General features: G+C 67.2%; 14 protein-coding genes and 2 pseudogenes. 13 read left to right on the top strand and 3 right to left on the bottom strand.

Translation table 11 applies throughout. The features are described from left to right. Positions 1-101 precede the first annotated feature (101 nt). Positions 102-980, top strand: a complete 879-nt coding sequence (locus BAY1663_RS14295; protein WP_037041988.1) for a PhzF family phenazine biosynthesis protein — start codon at positions 102-104, stop codon at positions 978-980. 62 nt (positions 981-1,042) lie between these two features. Here the strand turns inward: BAY1663_RS14295 and BAY1663_RS14290 are convergent, their stop codons facing one another. Continuing rightward, complete coding sequence (locus BAY1663_RS14290; RefSeq protein ID WP_037041987.1) at positions 1,043-1,936, bottom strand: LysR family transcriptional regulator; 894 nt, start codon at positions 1,934-1,936, stop codon at positions 1,043-1,045. 85 nt (positions 1,937-2,021) lie between these two features. Between BAY1663_RS14290 and BAY1663_RS14285 the strand changes: the two genes are divergently transcribed. Further along, on the top strand, positions 2,022-2,771 hold the full coding sequence (locus BAY1663_RS14285) for a sulfite exporter TauE/SafE family protein (RefSeq protein WP_037042014.1): 750 nt from the start codon (positions 2,022-2,024) through the stop codon (positions 2,769-2,771). 143 nt (positions 2,772-2,914) lie between these two features. Here BAY1663_RS14285 and BAY1663_RS14280 read toward each other — a convergent pair whose 3' ends face one another. Beyond that, entirely contained in the window at positions 2,915-4,132 is a 1,218-nt protein-coding gene (locus BAY1663_RS14280; RefSeq protein ID WP_051497150.1) for an MFS transporter, read from the bottom strand. 489 nt (positions 4,133-4,621) lie between these two features. On the opposite strand from BAY1663_RS14280, the gene BAY1663_RS14270 reads away from it, so the two are divergent. The 8 genes and pseudogenes from BAY1663_RS14270 (at position 4,622) to BAY1663_RS14235 (ending at position 10,794) form a co-directional block, all read left to right on the top strand. After that, the gene (locus BAY1663_RS14270; RefSeq protein WP_037041984.1) at positions 4,622-5,602 is read left to right on the top strand and encodes an isopenicillin N synthase family oxygenase; all 981 of its coding nucleotides are present in this window, start codon (positions 4,622-4,624) and stop codon (positions 5,600-5,602) included. Beyond that, positions 5,595-6,343 (top strand): annotated as a pseudogene (locus tag BAY1663_RS14265) (alpha/beta fold hydrolase). The gene BAY1663_RS14270 and the pseudogene BAY1663_RS14265 overlap by 8 nt, the downstream one beginning before the upstream one ends. A gap of 50 nt (positions 6,344-6,393) precedes the next feature. Next, the gene (locus tag BAY1663_RS14260; protein ID WP_037041982.1) at positions 6,394-7,371 is read left to right on the top strand and encodes an ABC transporter substrate-binding protein; all 978 of its coding nucleotides are present in this window, start codon (positions 6,394-6,396) and stop codon (positions 7,369-7,371) included. A gap of 4 nt (positions 7,372-7,375) precedes the next feature. Next, on the top strand, positions 7,376-8,179 hold the full coding sequence (locus BAY1663_RS14255) for an ABC transporter ATP-binding protein (RefSeq protein ID WP_037041980.1): 804 nt from the start codon (positions 7,376-7,378) through the stop codon (positions 8,177-8,179). Further along, positions 8,166-8,960, top strand: a complete 795-nt coding sequence (locus BAY1663_RS14250) for an ABC transporter permease (protein ID WP_037041978.1) — start codon at positions 8,166-8,168, stop codon at positions 8,958-8,960. Before BAY1663_RS14255 ends, BAY1663_RS14250 begins: the two co-directional genes overlap by 14 nt. A gap of 36 nt (positions 8,961-8,996) precedes the next feature. Further along, positions 8,997-9,467 carry a nucleoside deaminase gene (locus tag BAY1663_RS14245; RefSeq protein WP_003280143.1) on the top strand — a complete coding sequence of 157 codons (471 nt, stop codon included), beginning with the start codon at positions 8,997-8,999 and terminating at the stop codon, positions 9,465-9,467. Between the two features lie 123 nt (positions 9,468-9,590). After that, positions 9,591-10,328 (top strand): SDR family oxidoreductase, encoded by a 738-nt coding sequence (locus BAY1663_RS14240; protein WP_037041974.1) that lies wholly within the window; start codon positions 9,591-9,593, stop codon positions 10,326-10,328. Between the two features lie 10 nt (positions 10,329-10,338). Continuing rightward, complete coding sequence (locus tag BAY1663_RS14235; protein WP_037041972.1) at positions 10,339-10,794, top strand: carboxymuconolactone decarboxylase family protein; 456 nt, start codon at positions 10,339-10,341, stop codon at positions 10,792-10,794. A 144-nt stretch (positions 10,795-10,938) separates the two neighbouring features. Here BAY1663_RS14235 and BAY1663_RS14230 read toward each other — a convergent pair whose 3' ends face one another. Continuing rightward, positions 10,939-11,853, bottom strand: a complete 915-nt coding sequence (locus tag BAY1663_RS14230; RefSeq protein ID WP_037041970.1) for an AraC family transcriptional regulator — start codon at positions 11,851-11,853, stop codon at positions 10,939-10,941. Between the two features lie 285 nt (positions 11,854-12,138). Here BAY1663_RS14230 and BAY1663_RS14225 point away from each other — a divergent pair, with 285 nt between their 5' ends. The 3 genes and pseudogenes from BAY1663_RS14225 (at position 12,139) to BAY1663_RS14215 (ending at position 15,805) form a co-directional block, all read left to right on the top strand. Then, positions 12,139-13,695: an ABC transporter ATP-binding protein gene (locus tag BAY1663_RS14225; RefSeq protein WP_037042008.1), complete on the top strand. Its 1,557-nt coding sequence runs from the start codon at positions 12,139-12,141 to the stop codon at positions 13,693-13,695. Positions 13,696-13,707: 12 nt separating this feature from the next. Continuing rightward, complete coding sequence (locus tag BAY1663_RS14220; RefSeq protein ID WP_037041968.1) at positions 13,708-14,814, top strand: ABC transporter permease; 1,107 nt, start codon at positions 13,708-13,710, stop codon at positions 14,812-14,814. A gap of 65 nt (positions 14,815-14,879) precedes the next feature. Beyond that, positions 14,880-15,805: pseudogene (locus tag BAY1663_RS14215) on the top strand (ABC transporter permease). The last annotated feature ends 255 nt before the right edge of the window (positions 15,806-16,060 follow it).

Here is a 16,060-nt window from a genome sequence, read left to right as displayed (position 1 = left end):
GGTGGAACTGTACCTGTGAGCGAGCCCGGCAACTGAATCTGTCTTGCCCTGACAGGCCGCCTGTAAGCTCGGGGTTCGTCAACGCCGATCGAGGACAGCAAATGAGACAGGTCAGCTTCAAGCAGGTAGACGTTTTCACCGCCGAGCGGTTCAAGGGTAATCCCGTTGCCGTGGTGCTGGAGGCGGATGGGCTTACGGACGCGCAGATGCAGCGGATCGCCAACTGGACGAACCTGTCCGAGACCACCTTCGTCGTCCGCAAGACCAGCGCAGTGGCCGACTACCGGGTGCGGATCTTCACCCCCCTCTCGGAGCTGCCCTTCGCAGGCCATCCGACCATAGGTACCGCGCATGCCCTGGTGGAAGCAGGCATCGTCCAGCCAACCGATGGCGTGCTCGTGCAGGAATGTGGCGCAGGCCTCGTCAGGCTGGAGCTGTCGGCCGACGAAACCGGCTCGCAACGGATCGCTTTCGAACTGCCGGAAGCTGCCATCCATCCGCTGAACGATACCGAGGTCGATGAACTGGAAGGCGTCCTGGGCACGCCTGTCGTTCGGGATGTTCCTCCCAGCCTGGTAGACGTCGGCCCCCGCTGGATAGTCGCCCAGTTGCCTGACGCACGAACCGTATTGGCCAACCGTCCCGATCTGCAGCTCATGAAAACCCGGAATATCCGCGCCAAGGCGACCGGCGTGGTGATCTTCGGCGAACACCTGGAGGGTGGCTCGGCCAGAGTGGAAGTCAGGGCGTATGCTCCGGCTTGTGGAGTAAACGAAGATCCAGTGTGTGGCAGCGGTAACGGTGCCATGGCAGCGTTCATCAGGCACACCGGGCAAACCGGGCATTTTGGAACGACGCTTCTGGCCAGCCAGGGAGCCGAAGTTGGCCGCGCGGGCTTCATCCACCTCAGCATAAGTGACGATGCGATAAAGGTCGGCGGGCAAGCCGTTACCTGTATCGATGGTTCGATTTCGCTCTGAAGGCCGCGGCAGCGCACCCTTCTGGCCAGTGTTATCAGCAGGTCAGGACCGCGTCGAATCGACTAGGCCTCCTGCGCCTGCCCCAGATGCAGCAGCAGGCTCTGCATCGGAGCCGACAGTGCCGACCAATCGCGATAGCACAGGCAGAGTTGGCGACGTGCCCAGTTGTCCATGAGCGGTCGTATCCGATAGGCGTGGCGTGCGCGGAGGCGCCTGGCGACGCCCCGTGGAAGGATACTCACGCCGATGCCGTTCGACACCATCTCGCAGATGCCTTCGTAGGTATGCATGCGAATGCGGACGGCCAGCATGCGGCCGGCGGCGCGGGCGTGGTCGTCGAGGTGGGCGTGCAGGGCGCTGTTCGCGGCGAGCCCGACGAAAGGCTCGCCGAGGACATCGGCGAAGGCGACGGTGCGGCGGCTCGCCAGGGGGTGAGTGGTGGGGACGATCAGTACCAGGTGGTCCTCGGCGACCGCCTGCCGGATCAGGCCGGACGCCTCGACGGCGTCGGAGACGATGCCGGCTTCGGCCAGCCCGGCAGTGATCGCGCGGACGATTTCCACGCTGGTGCGCTCCTTCAGGTCCACGTGCAGCCGCGGACGACTGGCGAGCCAGGGGGCAAGCGTGCCTGGCAGGTATTCGGTGAGCGCCGCCGTGTTGGCGTACAGCTGCAGCGTACCCCGCGCCCCGGCAGCGAAATCGCGCAACTCGCCCTGGAGCAGGCTTCGCTGGTGCAGCATCAGCCGCGCATGGTGCGCCAGGGCTTCGCCGGCCTCGGTGGTCATCACGCCGCGGGCGTGGCGTTGCAGCAATGGCACGCCCGCGGCCGCCTCGATGTTGCGCAGCCGCTCGCTCGCCGAAGCCAGTGCCAGGTTGGCCCGGGCGGCACCGTGGGTGATGCTGCCGGCATCGGCGATGCAGAGAAACAGCTGCAGGTCCGCCAGGTCGATCCGCATGAGCCCGCCTTGCCTTCGGATTTACCGAAGGCTCGATTGAGAAAACCGCATTGTGCCCGAGCGCTCGCCCGTGTCCAATGCCGACATGAACGATCTCTCGCCTCTTCTCTTCGCGCTGTTCATCGGCACCTTCCTCGCCGCCGGGCTGGTCAAGGGGGTCACCGGCATGGGCCTGCCTCCCGTGGCCATGGGGCTGCTGGGCGCGCTGATGGCGCCGGCCAGCGCCGCCGCCATGCTGGTCATCCCTTCGCTGGTGACCAACGTATGGCAGCTCGTCGCCGGGCCGGCGCTGCTGCCCTTGCTGCGGCGCCTGTGGCCGATGATGGCGGGGGTCGTCCTGGGCACCGTCGCCGGGGCCGCGCTGCTGGCGCGGGTAGACCCGCTGCTGTCGGGCCTGGCGCTGGGCATCGCGTTGACGGTCTACGCCGGTTACGCGCTGGTGTCGCCGGCGCTGCAGGTCCCGACACGCATCGAGCCGTGGCTGTCGCCGCTGGTCGGCCTGGCCACGGGCCTGGTGACCGGCGCCACCGGGGTGTTCGCGATACCGGCCGTGCCTTACCTGCAGGCCCTGCGGCTGGACAAGGAAGAGCTGATCCAGGCCCTGGGCCTGTCGTTCACGGTCTCCACGCTGTCGCTCGCCGCCGGCCTGGCGCTGCACGATGCCTTCCGCATCGGCCAGCTCGGCCTGTCCATGCTGGCCGTCGTGCCCGCCCTCGCCGGCATGTGGCTGGGGCAGCGAATCAGGACGCGGATCAGCCCACGGCTGTTTCGCACCTGCTTCCTGTCGTTCCTGCTGCTGTTGGGGCTCGAACTGGCGACACGACCGCTGCGCTAGGCAGGCGCAGCATCACGCTGCCCCCGCCCCCCACGGGGTCTGTTGACGTTTCATTCACGGCCGCGCCGGCGCCTGCGGAACGCCGCCCGGCCATGGCGCCATTTGACGCTGCAACGCGGCTCGCGATGAAACGTCAACAGACCCTAGACCGGCTGGTAGCGACTTTTCGCCATGAGCAGCGCCACGGCAGCGATGAGCAGCGGCCCGAAGGATACCCAGAGCACCGTATCCCAACCGTACGCGCTCAGCAGGCTGCCGGAGAGGAAGGAACCTGCGGCCATCAGGCCGAACACGATGAAGTCGTTGAGCGATTGGACACGGGTCTTTTCCTTCGGCCGATGACATTCCAGGACCAGTGCGGAGGCGCCGAGAAAACCGAAGTTCCAGCCCAGCCCGAGCAGGATCAGCGCCCACCAGAAATGCATGAGGTCCACGCCACCCAGCCCCACGGCGGCGGACAGGCCGGTCAGCAACAGGCCGGCGACGGCAACCCGGCCGGCGCCAAAGCGCGTGATCAGGCCGCCCGTGAAGAAACTGGGCGCATACATCGCGATCACGTGCCACTGCAGCCCCAGGTTGGACGATTCCTGCGTGTGGCCGTGCATATGCATCGCCAGCGGCGCGGCCGTCATCAGGAAGTTCATCAGCATGTAGGTGACCGCACCGCAGGTTGCGGCTGCGATGAAGCGCGGCTGCGCCAGGATGGCCGGCAGCGACCGGCCGCCGGCGATTTCCGCCGCGGTCGGCATGGGCAGGCGAACTCCCAGCAGGACGACTGCCGACAGGGCTGCGACCAGGGCTTGCACCAGGAACGTGGCAGCGAACGGATACGGCTGCCACAGATGCATGCTCCAGGTCACCAGCTGGGGGCCGATGACCCCGGCGGCCACGCCTCCCGCCATGACCAGCGACAACGCGCGGGCCCGTCGCTCGGGCGCCACGCCATCGGCCGCGGCGAAACGGAACGACAGCACCACGGCGGCATAGCTTCCGCCGAAGAAGGTCGCCAGACAGAACAGCCAGAACCAGCCCATGATGACCGCGAGCATGGCCAGCAAGCCGGTGAGCACACCCGCCGAGGTCCCGCTGAGGAACGCGGCCCGGCGTCCGTAGCGCCGGGCGATCGCCCCGGCAGGCAGGATGCACGCGGCCATGCCGACCACGAAGATGGAGATTGGCAAGGTCGCCAGCGCCGGCACCGGGGCCAGCGAGTTGCCGATGATGGCCCCGGTGGCATAGATGACCACCGCGTTGGCACCGGCCAGTGCCTGTGCGATGGAAAGCCTCCAGACGTTCGCGCGCTGGTCGCGCTCGGAAAGCTCATCCGGATCATCCAGTAACTGTGTAGCTTCGCTTTGCATCGATATTTTTCTCGTTGAACGGTCAGGCAAGAAAGTTCGTTTCGTCCGTGCGCTGGAAGCGGCGGCAGCTCATCCAGGGAACGGGTAAGCGGAGGGCACCCCGCGGGGCAACGCAGGCACCGGTTTACCATGCCGGCAAGCCAATCACCAACAACGACCGGCCGCGATGACGCGGGTATCCGAACCACGCTGGCGCCTTAGCCTGCCACGCCAGCGTCGCATCGTTACACCAGGAGCCCGCCACCGGCGCGCCAGAACGGTGCAAAACCAAACCACCTCCAGCGAATTCGAACCTCCCTGCCCAGCAACGGCGCACCCTTGTCGGTGCACCATTCTGGCTCACCTCATGCCCACTGGAAAGGCAGCGACCACTGCTGCCGAAAAGGCATCAGCATGCTCGATATTCTCTGCTTTTGCGCACAGCCGGAGCGCCGGATACTGCGCCCGCCGGCCGCCATTTCGCAGCCGGTTCGAGCAGGAACCACGCACATGACCGATGCTCTTTCCGCCCGCCATGTCGAAGCCGCCGCGCTGCCGCTGATCGACATCGCCGGGCTGTTTTCTCCCGACCTTGCCGCGCGCGTCGCCGTGGCCGAACGCATCGGCGCGGCCTGTCGCGAGGTCGGTTTCTTCTGTATCGCCAACCATGGCGTCGACGCGGCGCTGCAGCAGGCGATGTTCGAGCAGGCGCGGGCCTTCTTTACCCTGCCGGAAGCCGACAAGCGCGCACTGGACAAGGCGTTCTCGAAGGCCAATCGCGGCTATGAGCCGTTGCGCGGGCAGGTGCTGGAAGCCGGTGCGCCGGCCGATCTCAAGGAAGGCTTCTACATCGGCGAGGAGCTGGCCGAGGACGACCCGCGGGTACTGGCCGGGCGTTTCAACCACGGTGCCAACCAGTGGCCGAGCGGGCTCGCGGCGTTTCGCCCGACCATGGAGCGCTATCGCGATGCTATGAACGCCCTCGCAGCACGGCTGATGGGCGCCATCGCACTGTCGCTGCAACTGCCCGAAGCGCATTTCGCCGGCTTCTGCCGCGACTCCATGAGCACCCTGCGCCTGCTGCACTATCCGCCGCAGCCGGCCAACGCCGCGCCCGGCGAGAAGGGCTGTGGCGCGCATACCGATTTCGGCGGGCTGACGCTGCTTCTGCAGGACGAGAACCCCGGCCTGCAGGTCTGGGATCGCCACAGCAAGAGCTGGATTCACGCAGCGCCCGTGCCCGGCACCTATGTGGTCAATCTCGGCGACATGATCGCCCGCTGGACCAACGACCAGTACCGTTCGACGCTGCACCGGGTGGTCAACATGTCCGGACGCGAGCGCTACAGCGTGCCGTTCTTCTTCAGCGGCAACCCGGACCATGTGGTCGAATGCCTGCCGACCTGCCTCGCGCCCGGCGAGGCGCCGCGCTACCCCGCGGTGACGGTGGAAGAACACCACCGCGAGATGTACCGGAGGACCTATGGCTGACATCGTTCTCATCCACGGGGCCTGGGCCGGTAGCTGGGTCTGGGATTCGCTGCAGAATGGCCTGCGCGATGCCGGCCACAGACCGCACGCGGTCGATCTGCCGGGCAACGGCAGCGACGCCACGCCGCTCACCGAGGTCTCGCTGCAGCGCTACGTCGACCACGTCGCGCGCTGATCGAGACGCTGCCTGGCCCGATCCAACTGGTCGCGCATTCCGGCGGCGGCATCACCGCCACCGCAGTGGCCGAGCATTATGCCGAGCGCATTGCCGGGGTCGCCTATGTCGCCGGCATGATGCTGCCCAGCGGCATGGGCTTCGGCGAACTCTGTGCCGAGCTCGCCCGCGACTTTCCCGAGGTCAGCGGCATCGGTCCCTATCTCGAAGCCGCCCCCGGCGGCAGCCGCGTACCGGGCGATGCCGCCTGCGCCCTGTTCTTTCACGATGCACCGGCACAGGCCGCGATCACTGCCGCGCGCCGCCTGACGGTGCAGCCCGACGGCGGCCGCGATATCGCCGCACAGTGGACGGCCGCGCGTTTCGGCCGTCTGCCGCGCTTGTATATCGAAGCCGCGCAGGACCGCTCCGTGCTGCCGCGGGTGCAGCAGCGCATGCAGCAGCTGGTGCCGGGTGCCGAGCGGGCGCGCCTCGATTGTGGCCATGCGCCGCAACTGGCTATGCCCGACGCGCTGCTCGCCGCCCTGCTGGATTTCTTCGCGCGTCATCCACATCCCGTGCACTGACCCGTTTATTGCATCGCGCTTATCACGCCGAACCTTCAAGGAGCTTCACCATGTTCAACAGAACCCTGCTCGCCAGCGCCCTGCTCGCGCTGTTCAGCCAATCCGCCCTGGCCGCCGACAAGGTGCGCTGGCTCAACGACTGGCTGCCGGCCGGCGACAAGGCGGCGATCTACCTCGGTGTCGAACAAGGCCTGTTCGCGGCTGAGGGCATTGAAGTGGAAATCGCCAGCGCCCGCGGTGGCAGCGACGTGGTGACCAAGCTGGCCACCAACAGCGCCGACTTCGGCTCGGCCGGCCTGGCCTCGCTGCTGCAGGCCAAGGCCCAGGGCGAGGTGCCGGTGGTGGCCGTGGCGCCGATCTACAACAAGCAGCCGGATGCTTTCTTCACCACCGAAGGCTCGGGCATCGATAGCTTCAAGGACATCGTCGGCAAGACGGTCGCCACCCCGACCTTCTCCGCCTCCAACGTGGTCTGGCCGCTGCTGCTGGAGCGCAACGGCATCGATCCGGCCAGCGTCAAGCTGCTCAAGCTCGACCCCGGCGCGCTGGCACCGATGCTCGCCACCGGCAAGGTGGACGCCACCATCAACTGGCTGACCGTTGCGCCCGGCTTCGTCCGTGCCCTCGGCGAGGCGGACAAGACGCTGAAAACCATCCCCTGGTCGGAATACGGCTTCGAGGGCTACGGCCTGTCGCTGGTGGCTTCGCAGCGCTTCGTGCAGAGCCATCCCGAGGTCGCCAAGAAGTTCGTCAAGGCCTACCAGCAGGCGCAGAAGAACGCCATCGCCGACCCGGCTGCAGCGGCCGCCGCGCTGAAAAAGAGGGTCGCCGAAGTCGACCAGCAGCAGGCCGAAGAGCAGTTCGCTGCATCCGTGCCGCTGATGCAGAACGAGATCAGCGATGCCGAAGGCCCGGGCTTCGACGCCAAGCGTCTGGCCACCACCTGGGAATGGGTCGCCAAGGCCCAGGGCATGCAGATCGATGCCCTCGACCCGGCCAGCGCCATCGACACCAGCCTGAGCGAGTGAAGCCATGAACGCCGCCGCCCTGCCCGCCACGCCGCGCCCCAACATCAGCTTCGACCGGGTCAGCCAGGTCTTCACCTCCTCCGATGGCAGCGAGGTGGTGGCGCTGGATAACGCCAGTTTCGACATCGGCCGCCACGAGTTCATCGCCGTGCTCGGCCCCTCGGGCTGCGGCAAGTCCACGCTGTTGCGCATCCTCGCCGGGCTGGTGCGACCGACCCACGGCCAGGTCAGCATCTACGGCAGCCCGGTGGACGGCCCGCGCGACGAGATCGGCATCGTCTTCCAGAAGCCGACGCTGCTGCCCTGGCTGAACATCCGCGACAACCTGACCTTTCCCATGCGCCACAAGTACGGCCGCGTGACCGCCCAGGAAATCACCCGCGGCGAGGAGCTGCTGGAACTGGTGGGGCTCAAGGAATTCGGCAACAAGCGCCCGGACGAACTCTCCGGCGGCATGCAGCAGCGCGCGGCGATTGCCCGGGCGTTGCTGCACGACCCGGAAATCCTGCTGATGGACGAGCCGTTCTCGGCACTCGACGCCCTGACCCGCGACGAGCTGAGCCTGGAGCTGCTGAACATCTGGACCCAGCGCCCGAAGACGGTGCTGTTCATCACCCACTCGATTCCCGAAGCGCTGCTGCTGGCCGACCGCATCCTGGTGATGTCGGCACGCCCCGGCCGCGTTCAGGAAATCATCGACGTCGACCTGCCGCGTCCGCGGTCCATGCAGACCCTCACGGAGCCCCGTTTCAATGAGCTCGCCAACCATATCCGCCGCAAGGTCTTCTCGCGCCATGCCGACCACTAAGCCCAGGGCACAGCGCCTGAAGGCGCAGGCCGATCGCCTCGCGCCCTGGCTCGCCCTGCTCGTCCTGCTGCTGGTGTGGGAGGCGACCTGCCGCCTGCTCAAGCTGCCGAGCTTCGTGCTGCCCTCGCCCAGCGCCATTCTCGCGGCGACGCAGAAGGTCGGTCTCGCTGCCTGGGCCGAGCACATCTTCGCCACCCTGCGGGTGACGCTGATGGGCTACGGCCTGTCGATCCTGATCGGCATCCCACTGGCCATCGCCCTGGCATCCTCGCGACTGATGTCGCGCACACTCTATCCGCTGTTGGTGATCGTGCAGTCCACACCCATCGTCGCGGTCGCGCCGATCATCGTGGTGGTGATGGGCGCCGGCGACCTGCCGCGGGTGTTCATCACCTTCCTGATCGCCTTCTTCCCCATCGTGGTGTCCTGCGTCACCGGCCTCCTGGCGACGCCGGAGGAGCTGGTGGAACTGTCGCGCTCGCTGGGCGCGTCGAAGGCCCGCGAGTACCGCAACATCCGCCTGCCCTATGCGATTCCACACCTGTTCTCGGCGCTGCGCATCTCCATCACCCTGGCTGTGATCGGTGCGGTGGTCGCCGAGTTCGTCGCGGCGGAAAAAGGCCTGGGCTACTTCATCAACTTCTCCACCTCGATGTTCCAGGTGCCACAAGCCTTCGCCGCGTTGATGATGCTGGTGGTGATCAGCCTGCTGCTGTTCCACCTGATCGGGCTGCTGCAGAAGGTCTGCTTTCCCTGGAGCCTGCCCAAGGGCGGGCATTGAAGCCCACCACCTCTTCATCACAGTCTGGATAACACCATGCCTCTCGACGATCTCGCCCTGCTGCGCAAAAGCTTCGACGTCGCCCGCCGCGCGCTGGAAAACGGCACCCATCCGTTCGGCGCCATCCTGGTCGGGCCGGACGGTGAAGTGCTGCTGGAACAGGGCAACGCCTACATGCCCGACCACGACATGACCGGCCATGCCGAGCGGGTGCTGATGACCCGAGCCTCGACCCGCTACACGCCGGAATTCCTCTCGCGCTGCACCATGTACACCTCCGCCGAACCCTGCGCCATGTGCGCTGGCGCCGCCTACTGGGTCGGCCTGGGGCGCGTGGTCTATGGCCTTTCCGAGCGCAGCCTGAAGGACCTCACCGGCAACCATCCGGAAAACCCGACGCTGGACCTGCCGTGCCGCATCGTCTTCGACGCCGGCCAGCGCAAGGTCGAGGTGCTCGGCCCGCTGCTGGAGGACGAGGCGGCCGCCCTGCACGAAGGCATCTGGTAGGCAGCGCCAGAATCAGGCAAGCGCCCGGCAGGATCGCCATAACGCCGGCACCGTTGTCCCTCGCAGTATTTCGATCCACGGCGTCACCGACGTCGCCCGAACCCACCTGCGGAGGACAACCCCGTGACGAACATCACCGGCAAAATCGTACTCATCACCGGCGCCAGCAGCGGCATCGGTGAAGCCACGGCCCGCCTGCTGGCGGCCCAGGGCGCAACCGTCGTGCTGGGCGCGCGGCGTCTCGAACGGCTGGAAAAGCTGGTCGCCGAGATCGGCGAACGCGGTGGCGTCGCCGCCTGCCGCGCGCTGGACGTAACCAGCCGCGAGGACACCCAGGCCTTCGTCGACTTCGCCGAACAGCGCTTCGGCCGCGTCGACGTGATCATCAACAACGCCGGGGTGATGCCGCTTTCGCCGCTGGACGCGCTGAAGGTCGACGAGTGGAACCGCATGATCGACGTGAACATCCGTGGCGTGCTGCACGGCATCGCCGCCGGCCTGCCGCTGATGCAGCGCCAGCGCGCCGGCCAGTTCGTCAACATCGCCTCCATCGGCGCCTACGCGGTGAGCCCGACCGCGGCGGTGTACTGCGCCACCAAGTACGCGGTGCGCGCCATCTCCGAGGGCCTGCGTCAGGAGGTCGGCGGCGATATTCGCGTGACCCTGGTTTCGCCCGGCGTCACAGAGTCGGAACTGGCCGAGAGCATTTCCGATGACACCGCCCGCTCGGCCATGGACGAATTCCGCCGCATCGCCATTCCGGCCGACGCCATCGCCCGCGCCATCGCCTATGCCATCGACCAGCCGGCCGATGTCGACGTCAGCGAACTAGTGGTGCGCCCCACCGCCAGCCCCTACTGAGGACGCCGCCATGCGCCTTCATACCAGCAACACCCTGGCCGCGGCATACCTGGCCGTGTTCGGCTCGCTTACCCTCGCCTCGCTGGACGCCGCCGGCAACGAGCGCCACGAGCGTGGCATGGCGGTCATCGAGCACCTGTCCGGCGGTGCCGGGCAACCGGTGCTCGAGGCGCTGCGCGAGGACTATCCGTTTCTCGCCGAGGGCATCACCGGCTATGCGCTGGGCGATGTCTGGGGACGCAGCGAGCTGGATGACCGCACCCGCCAGCTGGCCGCGGTCGCCGCCTTCGCCGCCCAGGGCAATCTGCCCTACATGAAGATCCACGCCGGCTACGCGCTGCGCCTGGGCGTCAGCCGTGAGGAACTGAAGGAGGTGGTCTACCTGACCACCGTGACGGCCGGCTTTCCCCGCGCCATCGATGCCGCCCAGGCGTTGCGCGAGGTGCCGGACCCGGCGTCGCGCTGAGTATCAGAGCCTTTTCTCGATCTTGCGAGCTAGAGTCCTGCAAGGCAAAAACAGGCGAGGACGCGGAGTTTACTGATGTAAATGAGCATCCGAGCCTGTTTTTAACGCAGCAGGGCCGACGCGCAGCAGATCGCGAATAGGCTCTCAGGCGGTGCTGCGCAGCCGGGCAAGATCCTTCACCGGCGAGGCACCGAACAGCCGGCTGTACTCGCGGCTGAACTGCGAGGGGCTTTCGTAGCCGACCCGGTAGCCGGCGCTGGACACATCGAGCCCCTCGGCGATCAGCAGCCGCCGCGCCTCCTGCAGGCGCAGCTGCTTCTGGTACTGCAGCGGACTCATGGCGGTGAGCGCCTTGAAACGGTGATGCAGCGTCGAGCTGCTGAGGTTGACCCGCTGCGCCAGTTCCTCGATGCGCAGCGGCTCGACGTAATTGCGGTTCAGCCATTCGATGGCGCGGGTGACGCGATGGCCCTGGCTGTCGCGCACCGCGATCTCGTGCAGGTGCCGCCCCTGGCGACCGCAGAGCAGGCGGTAGAAGATCTCGCGCATCGCCAGCGGTGCCAGCACAGGGATGTCCTGCGGGCTGGCCAAGAGCCGCACCAGGCGCAGCGTGGCGTCGAGCAACGGCGCATCGATGCGGTCCAGATAGACCCCGCGCGCCGCCCCTTCCACGGGCTGGCTCAACGGCGCGCTTTCGGCCACCAGGGTGGCGACCATCGCCGGGTCGATATCCAGGCGGATGCACAGGTACGGCTCGCCGGACGAGGCCTCCAGCACGCGCCCGGCCACCGGCACGGTGACCGACACCACCAGGTAGTGCAGGGCATCGTAGGTGTACAGCTCATCGCCCAGGCGCACCTCCTTGCTGCCCTGCACGATGATGCACAGCGCCGGCTTGTGCAGCCCGTGCACCAGCTCGCTCGGCGCGCTGCAGCGGATCAGGTACAGATCGTCGATGGCGGTGGGATGCATGCCGTCCTCGCGGACGAGGCCATCGATCAGGCGCGCCAGCGCGGCGCGCTGGGCGATCGTCTCGGCGGCGACAGCTGGCTGGTTCATGGCTCGATCCGTCAGGTTGCAGGGAGGGCCGACAGCTTAGCAGCCCGTGCGCCGTCTCGCAGAGCCGGCGCGACCATTCGCGACCAAGCGGCCCCAGGCGCCCAGAACGGGTGCACGCGCTCCCGCCATCCGGTGCCGCGAGCACCAAAGCGACGCACCGACTACCCTCATCCGGTAAACGCTTGCCGGGCTGACCCGCGGCGGCCTGCGCCACGATCAATTTCCTGACTACCTGGCCAGCTTTTTGCTACTGCCATGGCCATGACGAACCCGGCGGACACCTTCATGCCCGAATCGAACACCACACGCCTGCGGCTGAGCGGCATCACCAAACGCTACCCCGGCTGCCTGGCCAACGACCGTATCGACCTGTCGATCCAGCCGGGCGAGATCCACGCCCTGCTCGGCGAGAACGGCGCCGGCAAGAGCACCCTGATGAAGATCATCTACGGCGTCACCCAGCCGGACGCCGGCGCGATCCACTGGCAGGGCGAACGGGTGACCATGCGCGACCCGGCCCAGGCCCGCGAACGCGGCATCGGCATGGTGTTCCAGCACTTCTCGCTGTTCGAGACGCTCTCGGTGGCGGAGAACATCGCCCTGGCGCTGGGCGCCAAGGCCGGTACGCCGAAGCAGCTGGAGCCGAAGATCCGCGAGGTCTCGCAGCGCTACGGCATGCCGCTGGAGCCGCAACGGCTGGTGCACAGCCTGTCCATCGGAGAGCGCCAGCGGGTAGAGATCGTCCGCTGCCTGATGCAGGACATCCGCCTGCTGATTCTCGACGAGCCGACCTCGGTGCTCACCCCGCAGGAGGCCGACGAGCTCTTCGTCACCCTGCGCCGGCTGGCGGCCGAGGGCTGCAGCATCTTGTTCATCAGCCACAAGCTCAATGAAGTGCGCGCGCTGTGCCAGAGCGCCACGGTGCTGCGCGCCGGCCGCGTGTCCGGTGAATGCATCCCCGCCGAATGCTCGGACCTGGAACTGGCGCGGCTGATGGTTGGCGATGCCGAGGGGCTGGAAGCCGAATACCCGAAGAGCGAGGGCCGCGCGCCGTTCCTGCGTGTGGAGCAGCTGTCCTGGCACAATGCCGATCCGTTCGGCGTGTCCCTCGAAGAGGTGGACCTGGAAGTACGCGCCGGCGAGATCGCCGGCATCGCCGGGGTCGCCGGCAACGGCCAGGACGAGCTGCTCGCCCTGCTCAGTGGCGAACAACGCCTGCCGGCCGCACAGGCCATGCGCATTCGTTTTCTCGGTGACGACGTCGCCCACCTGCGCCCCGACGCCCGCCGTCGCCACGGTATGGCCTTCGTGCCGGCCGAACGCCTCGGTCACGGCGCGGTGCCGAGCATGAGCCTGGCCGACAACGGCCTGCTCACCGCCTTCCAGCAGACCGGCATGGTCGAGCGCGGCCTGATCCGCCGCGGCAAGGTGCGCGCCTTCGCCGAGCAGGTCATTCAGCGTTTCGCCGTGAAGACACCGGATGCACAGACCCCGGCGGCAAGTCTGTCCGGTGGCAACCTGCAGAAATTCATCCTCGGGCGCGAGATCCTGCAGCAGCCGAAACTCCTGATCGCCGCGCACCCGACCTGGGGCGTGGATGTCGGCGCGGCGGCGGCGATTCATCGCGCGCTGATCGAACTGCGCGATGCCGGCGCGGCGATCCTGGTGATCTCCGAAGACCTGGAGGAGCTGTTCCAGATCAGCGACCGCATCGCCGCCCTGAGCGACGGCCGGCTATCGCCACAGCGCGCCACCGCCAGCACCTGTCCGGTCGAAGTCGGCCGCTGGATGGCCGGCCAGTTCGACACCAGCGACGCCCCCGTTTCCACCTCTGCCGCCTGACGAGAACCCATCATGCTGTTATCCCTGCAACCCCGCGGCGAGGCTTCACGGGCCATGCTCTGGTGCTCCCCGCTGCTGGCCGCGCTGCTGACGCTGCTGAGCGGCGCGCTGCTGTTCGCCCTGCTCGGCCATCCGCCGCTGGAAACTCTCAAGGTGCTGCTGATCGACCCGCTCGGCGACCTCTATGGCATCTCCGAACTGCTGGTCAAGGCGCTGCCGATCCTGCTCTGCGCGTTAGGCCTGGCGGTGGTCTACAACGCACGCATCTGGAACATCGGCGCCGAAGGCCAGCTGCTCATCGGCGCCCTGGCCGGCAGCGCGCTGGCGGTCAACATCATCGACTGGGACTCGCGCTGGGCGCTGGTGCTGACGCTGCTGCTCGGCACGCTCGGCGGCGCCGCCTGGGCCGGGCTCTGCGCCTGGCTGAAGACGGCGTTCAACGCCAACGAGATCCTCACCAGCATCATGCTCAACTACATCGCACTGAACCTGCTGCTGTTCGCCGTGCACGGCCCGCTGAAAGACCCGGAGGGCTTCAACTTCCCCGAGTCGGCGATGTTCGGCGACGCCACCCGGCTGCCGGAGCTAATCGAAGGGCTGCGGGTGCATGGCGGTTTCTACTTCGCCCTGCTGGCGCTGGTGGTGGTCTGGGTGCTGCTGCAGAAGAGCTTTCTCGGCTTCCAGATCAAGGTGCTGGGCCTGGACAAGCGCGCCGCCGGCTTTGTCGGCTTCCGCGACAAGAAGCTGGTGTGGATCGCCCTGCTGATCAGCGGCGGGCTGGCCGGGCTGGCCGGCGTCGCCGAAGTCACCGGGCCGATCGGCCAACTGGTGCCGCAAGTTTCACCGGGCTATGGCTACGCGGCGATCACCGTGGCCTTCCTCGGCCGCCTGAACCCCATCGGCATCGTTTTCGCCAGCCTGCTGATGGCGCTGCTCTACCTCGGTGGCGAGAACGCGCAGATGGCCGCCAACCTGCCGCAATCCATCACCCAGCTGTTCCAAGGCATGGTGCTGTTCTTCCTGCTCGCCTGCGACGTGCTGATCCTCTATCGCCCGCGCCTGAAGCTGTGGGCACGCAAGCCCCAGCTCGTCAGCGCCAAAGAGGAGCCGGCCACATGATCGTCCGCGCTGCGCTACTTCCCTTTTCACCCGCTGCCCGCCGCTTGAAGTTCGAGGCCTGACCGATGGACATGGATCTGCTGACCAATATCTTCTACGCCATGATCCGCACCGGTACGCCGCTGCTGCTGGTCGCCCTCGGCGAGCTGGTGTGCGAAAAGACCGGCGTACTCAACCTCGGCCAGGAGGGCATGATGCTGTTCGGCGCGGTGATCGGCTTCATCGTCGCCTTCGCCAGCGGCAACCTCTGGCTCGGCGTGCTGTTCGCCTGCCTGGCCGGCGTGCTGCTCTCGCTGCTGTTCGCCATGGTGGCGCTGGGCTTCAACGCCAATCAGGTCGCCACGGGCCTGGCACTGACCATCTTCGGCGTCGGTCTGTCGTCCTTCGTCGGCGCCAGCTGGGTCGGCAAGCCACTGGCCGGCTTCGAGCCGATCGCCATTCCGCTGCTCAGCGAGATCCCCGTGATCGGCCGCATGCTGTTCGCTCAGGATCTGCTGGTGTACCTGTCCTTCGCACTGTTCGCCCTGGTGGCCTGGGTACTGCTGAAAAGCCGTATCGGCCTGATCATCCAGCGGTCGGCGAAAACCCCAACGCCGCCAGCGCCATGGGCCTGCCGGTGCTGCGCGTGCGCACCCTGGCGGTGATGTTCGGCGGCGGGATGGCCGGGCTTGCCGGCGGCTACATGTCGCTGGCGTACACGCCGATGTGGGCGGAAAACATGACCGCCGGCCGCGGCTGGATCGCCCTGGCCCTGGTGGTGTTCGCCAGCTGGCGGGTGAGCCGCGTCCTGCTCGGCGCCTACCTGTTCGGCCTGGCGAGCATCCTCCACCTGGTGGCGCAGGGTCTCGGTCTGGCGATCCCGGGCAACCTGCTGGCGATGCTGCCGTATGTGGCGACCATTCTGGTGCTGGTACTGCTGTCGCGGGATGCGATCCGTACGCGGTTGTACGCGCCGGTGTCGCTGGGGCAGCCTTGGCAGCCGGGGCATTGAGGTTTTTTCGGGCCGGGCTGCGCGGAACCAGGGCGGTTGGCGAGTTGCTTGGGCGCTTGGTTTCGCCCTGCTGGGCGAGTTCCTTTTGGCAATCGCCCGGATGGCCGGCCCCGCCAAAAGGAACCAAAAAAGCTTCTTCGCATTTCATGGGGACAGGCTGCTTGACACCGGACTGGCAAGTTTGGGTGTTGCTGCCATTTGGTTTGGGCTTGCGCCTTGGTGATCAGGGCACTTACCGAGTGTGCTGACACTTCC

The organism is Pseudomonas sp. BAY1663, from assembly GCF_000582595.1.
Lineage (GTDB): Bacteria > Pseudomonadota > Gammaproteobacteria > Pseudomonadales > Pseudomonadaceae > Stutzerimonas > Stutzerimonas stutzeri_AF.
The sequence above is the reverse complement of the archived record's forward strand: the minus strand, read 5'-3'. Positions and strand labels throughout refer to the sequence as shown.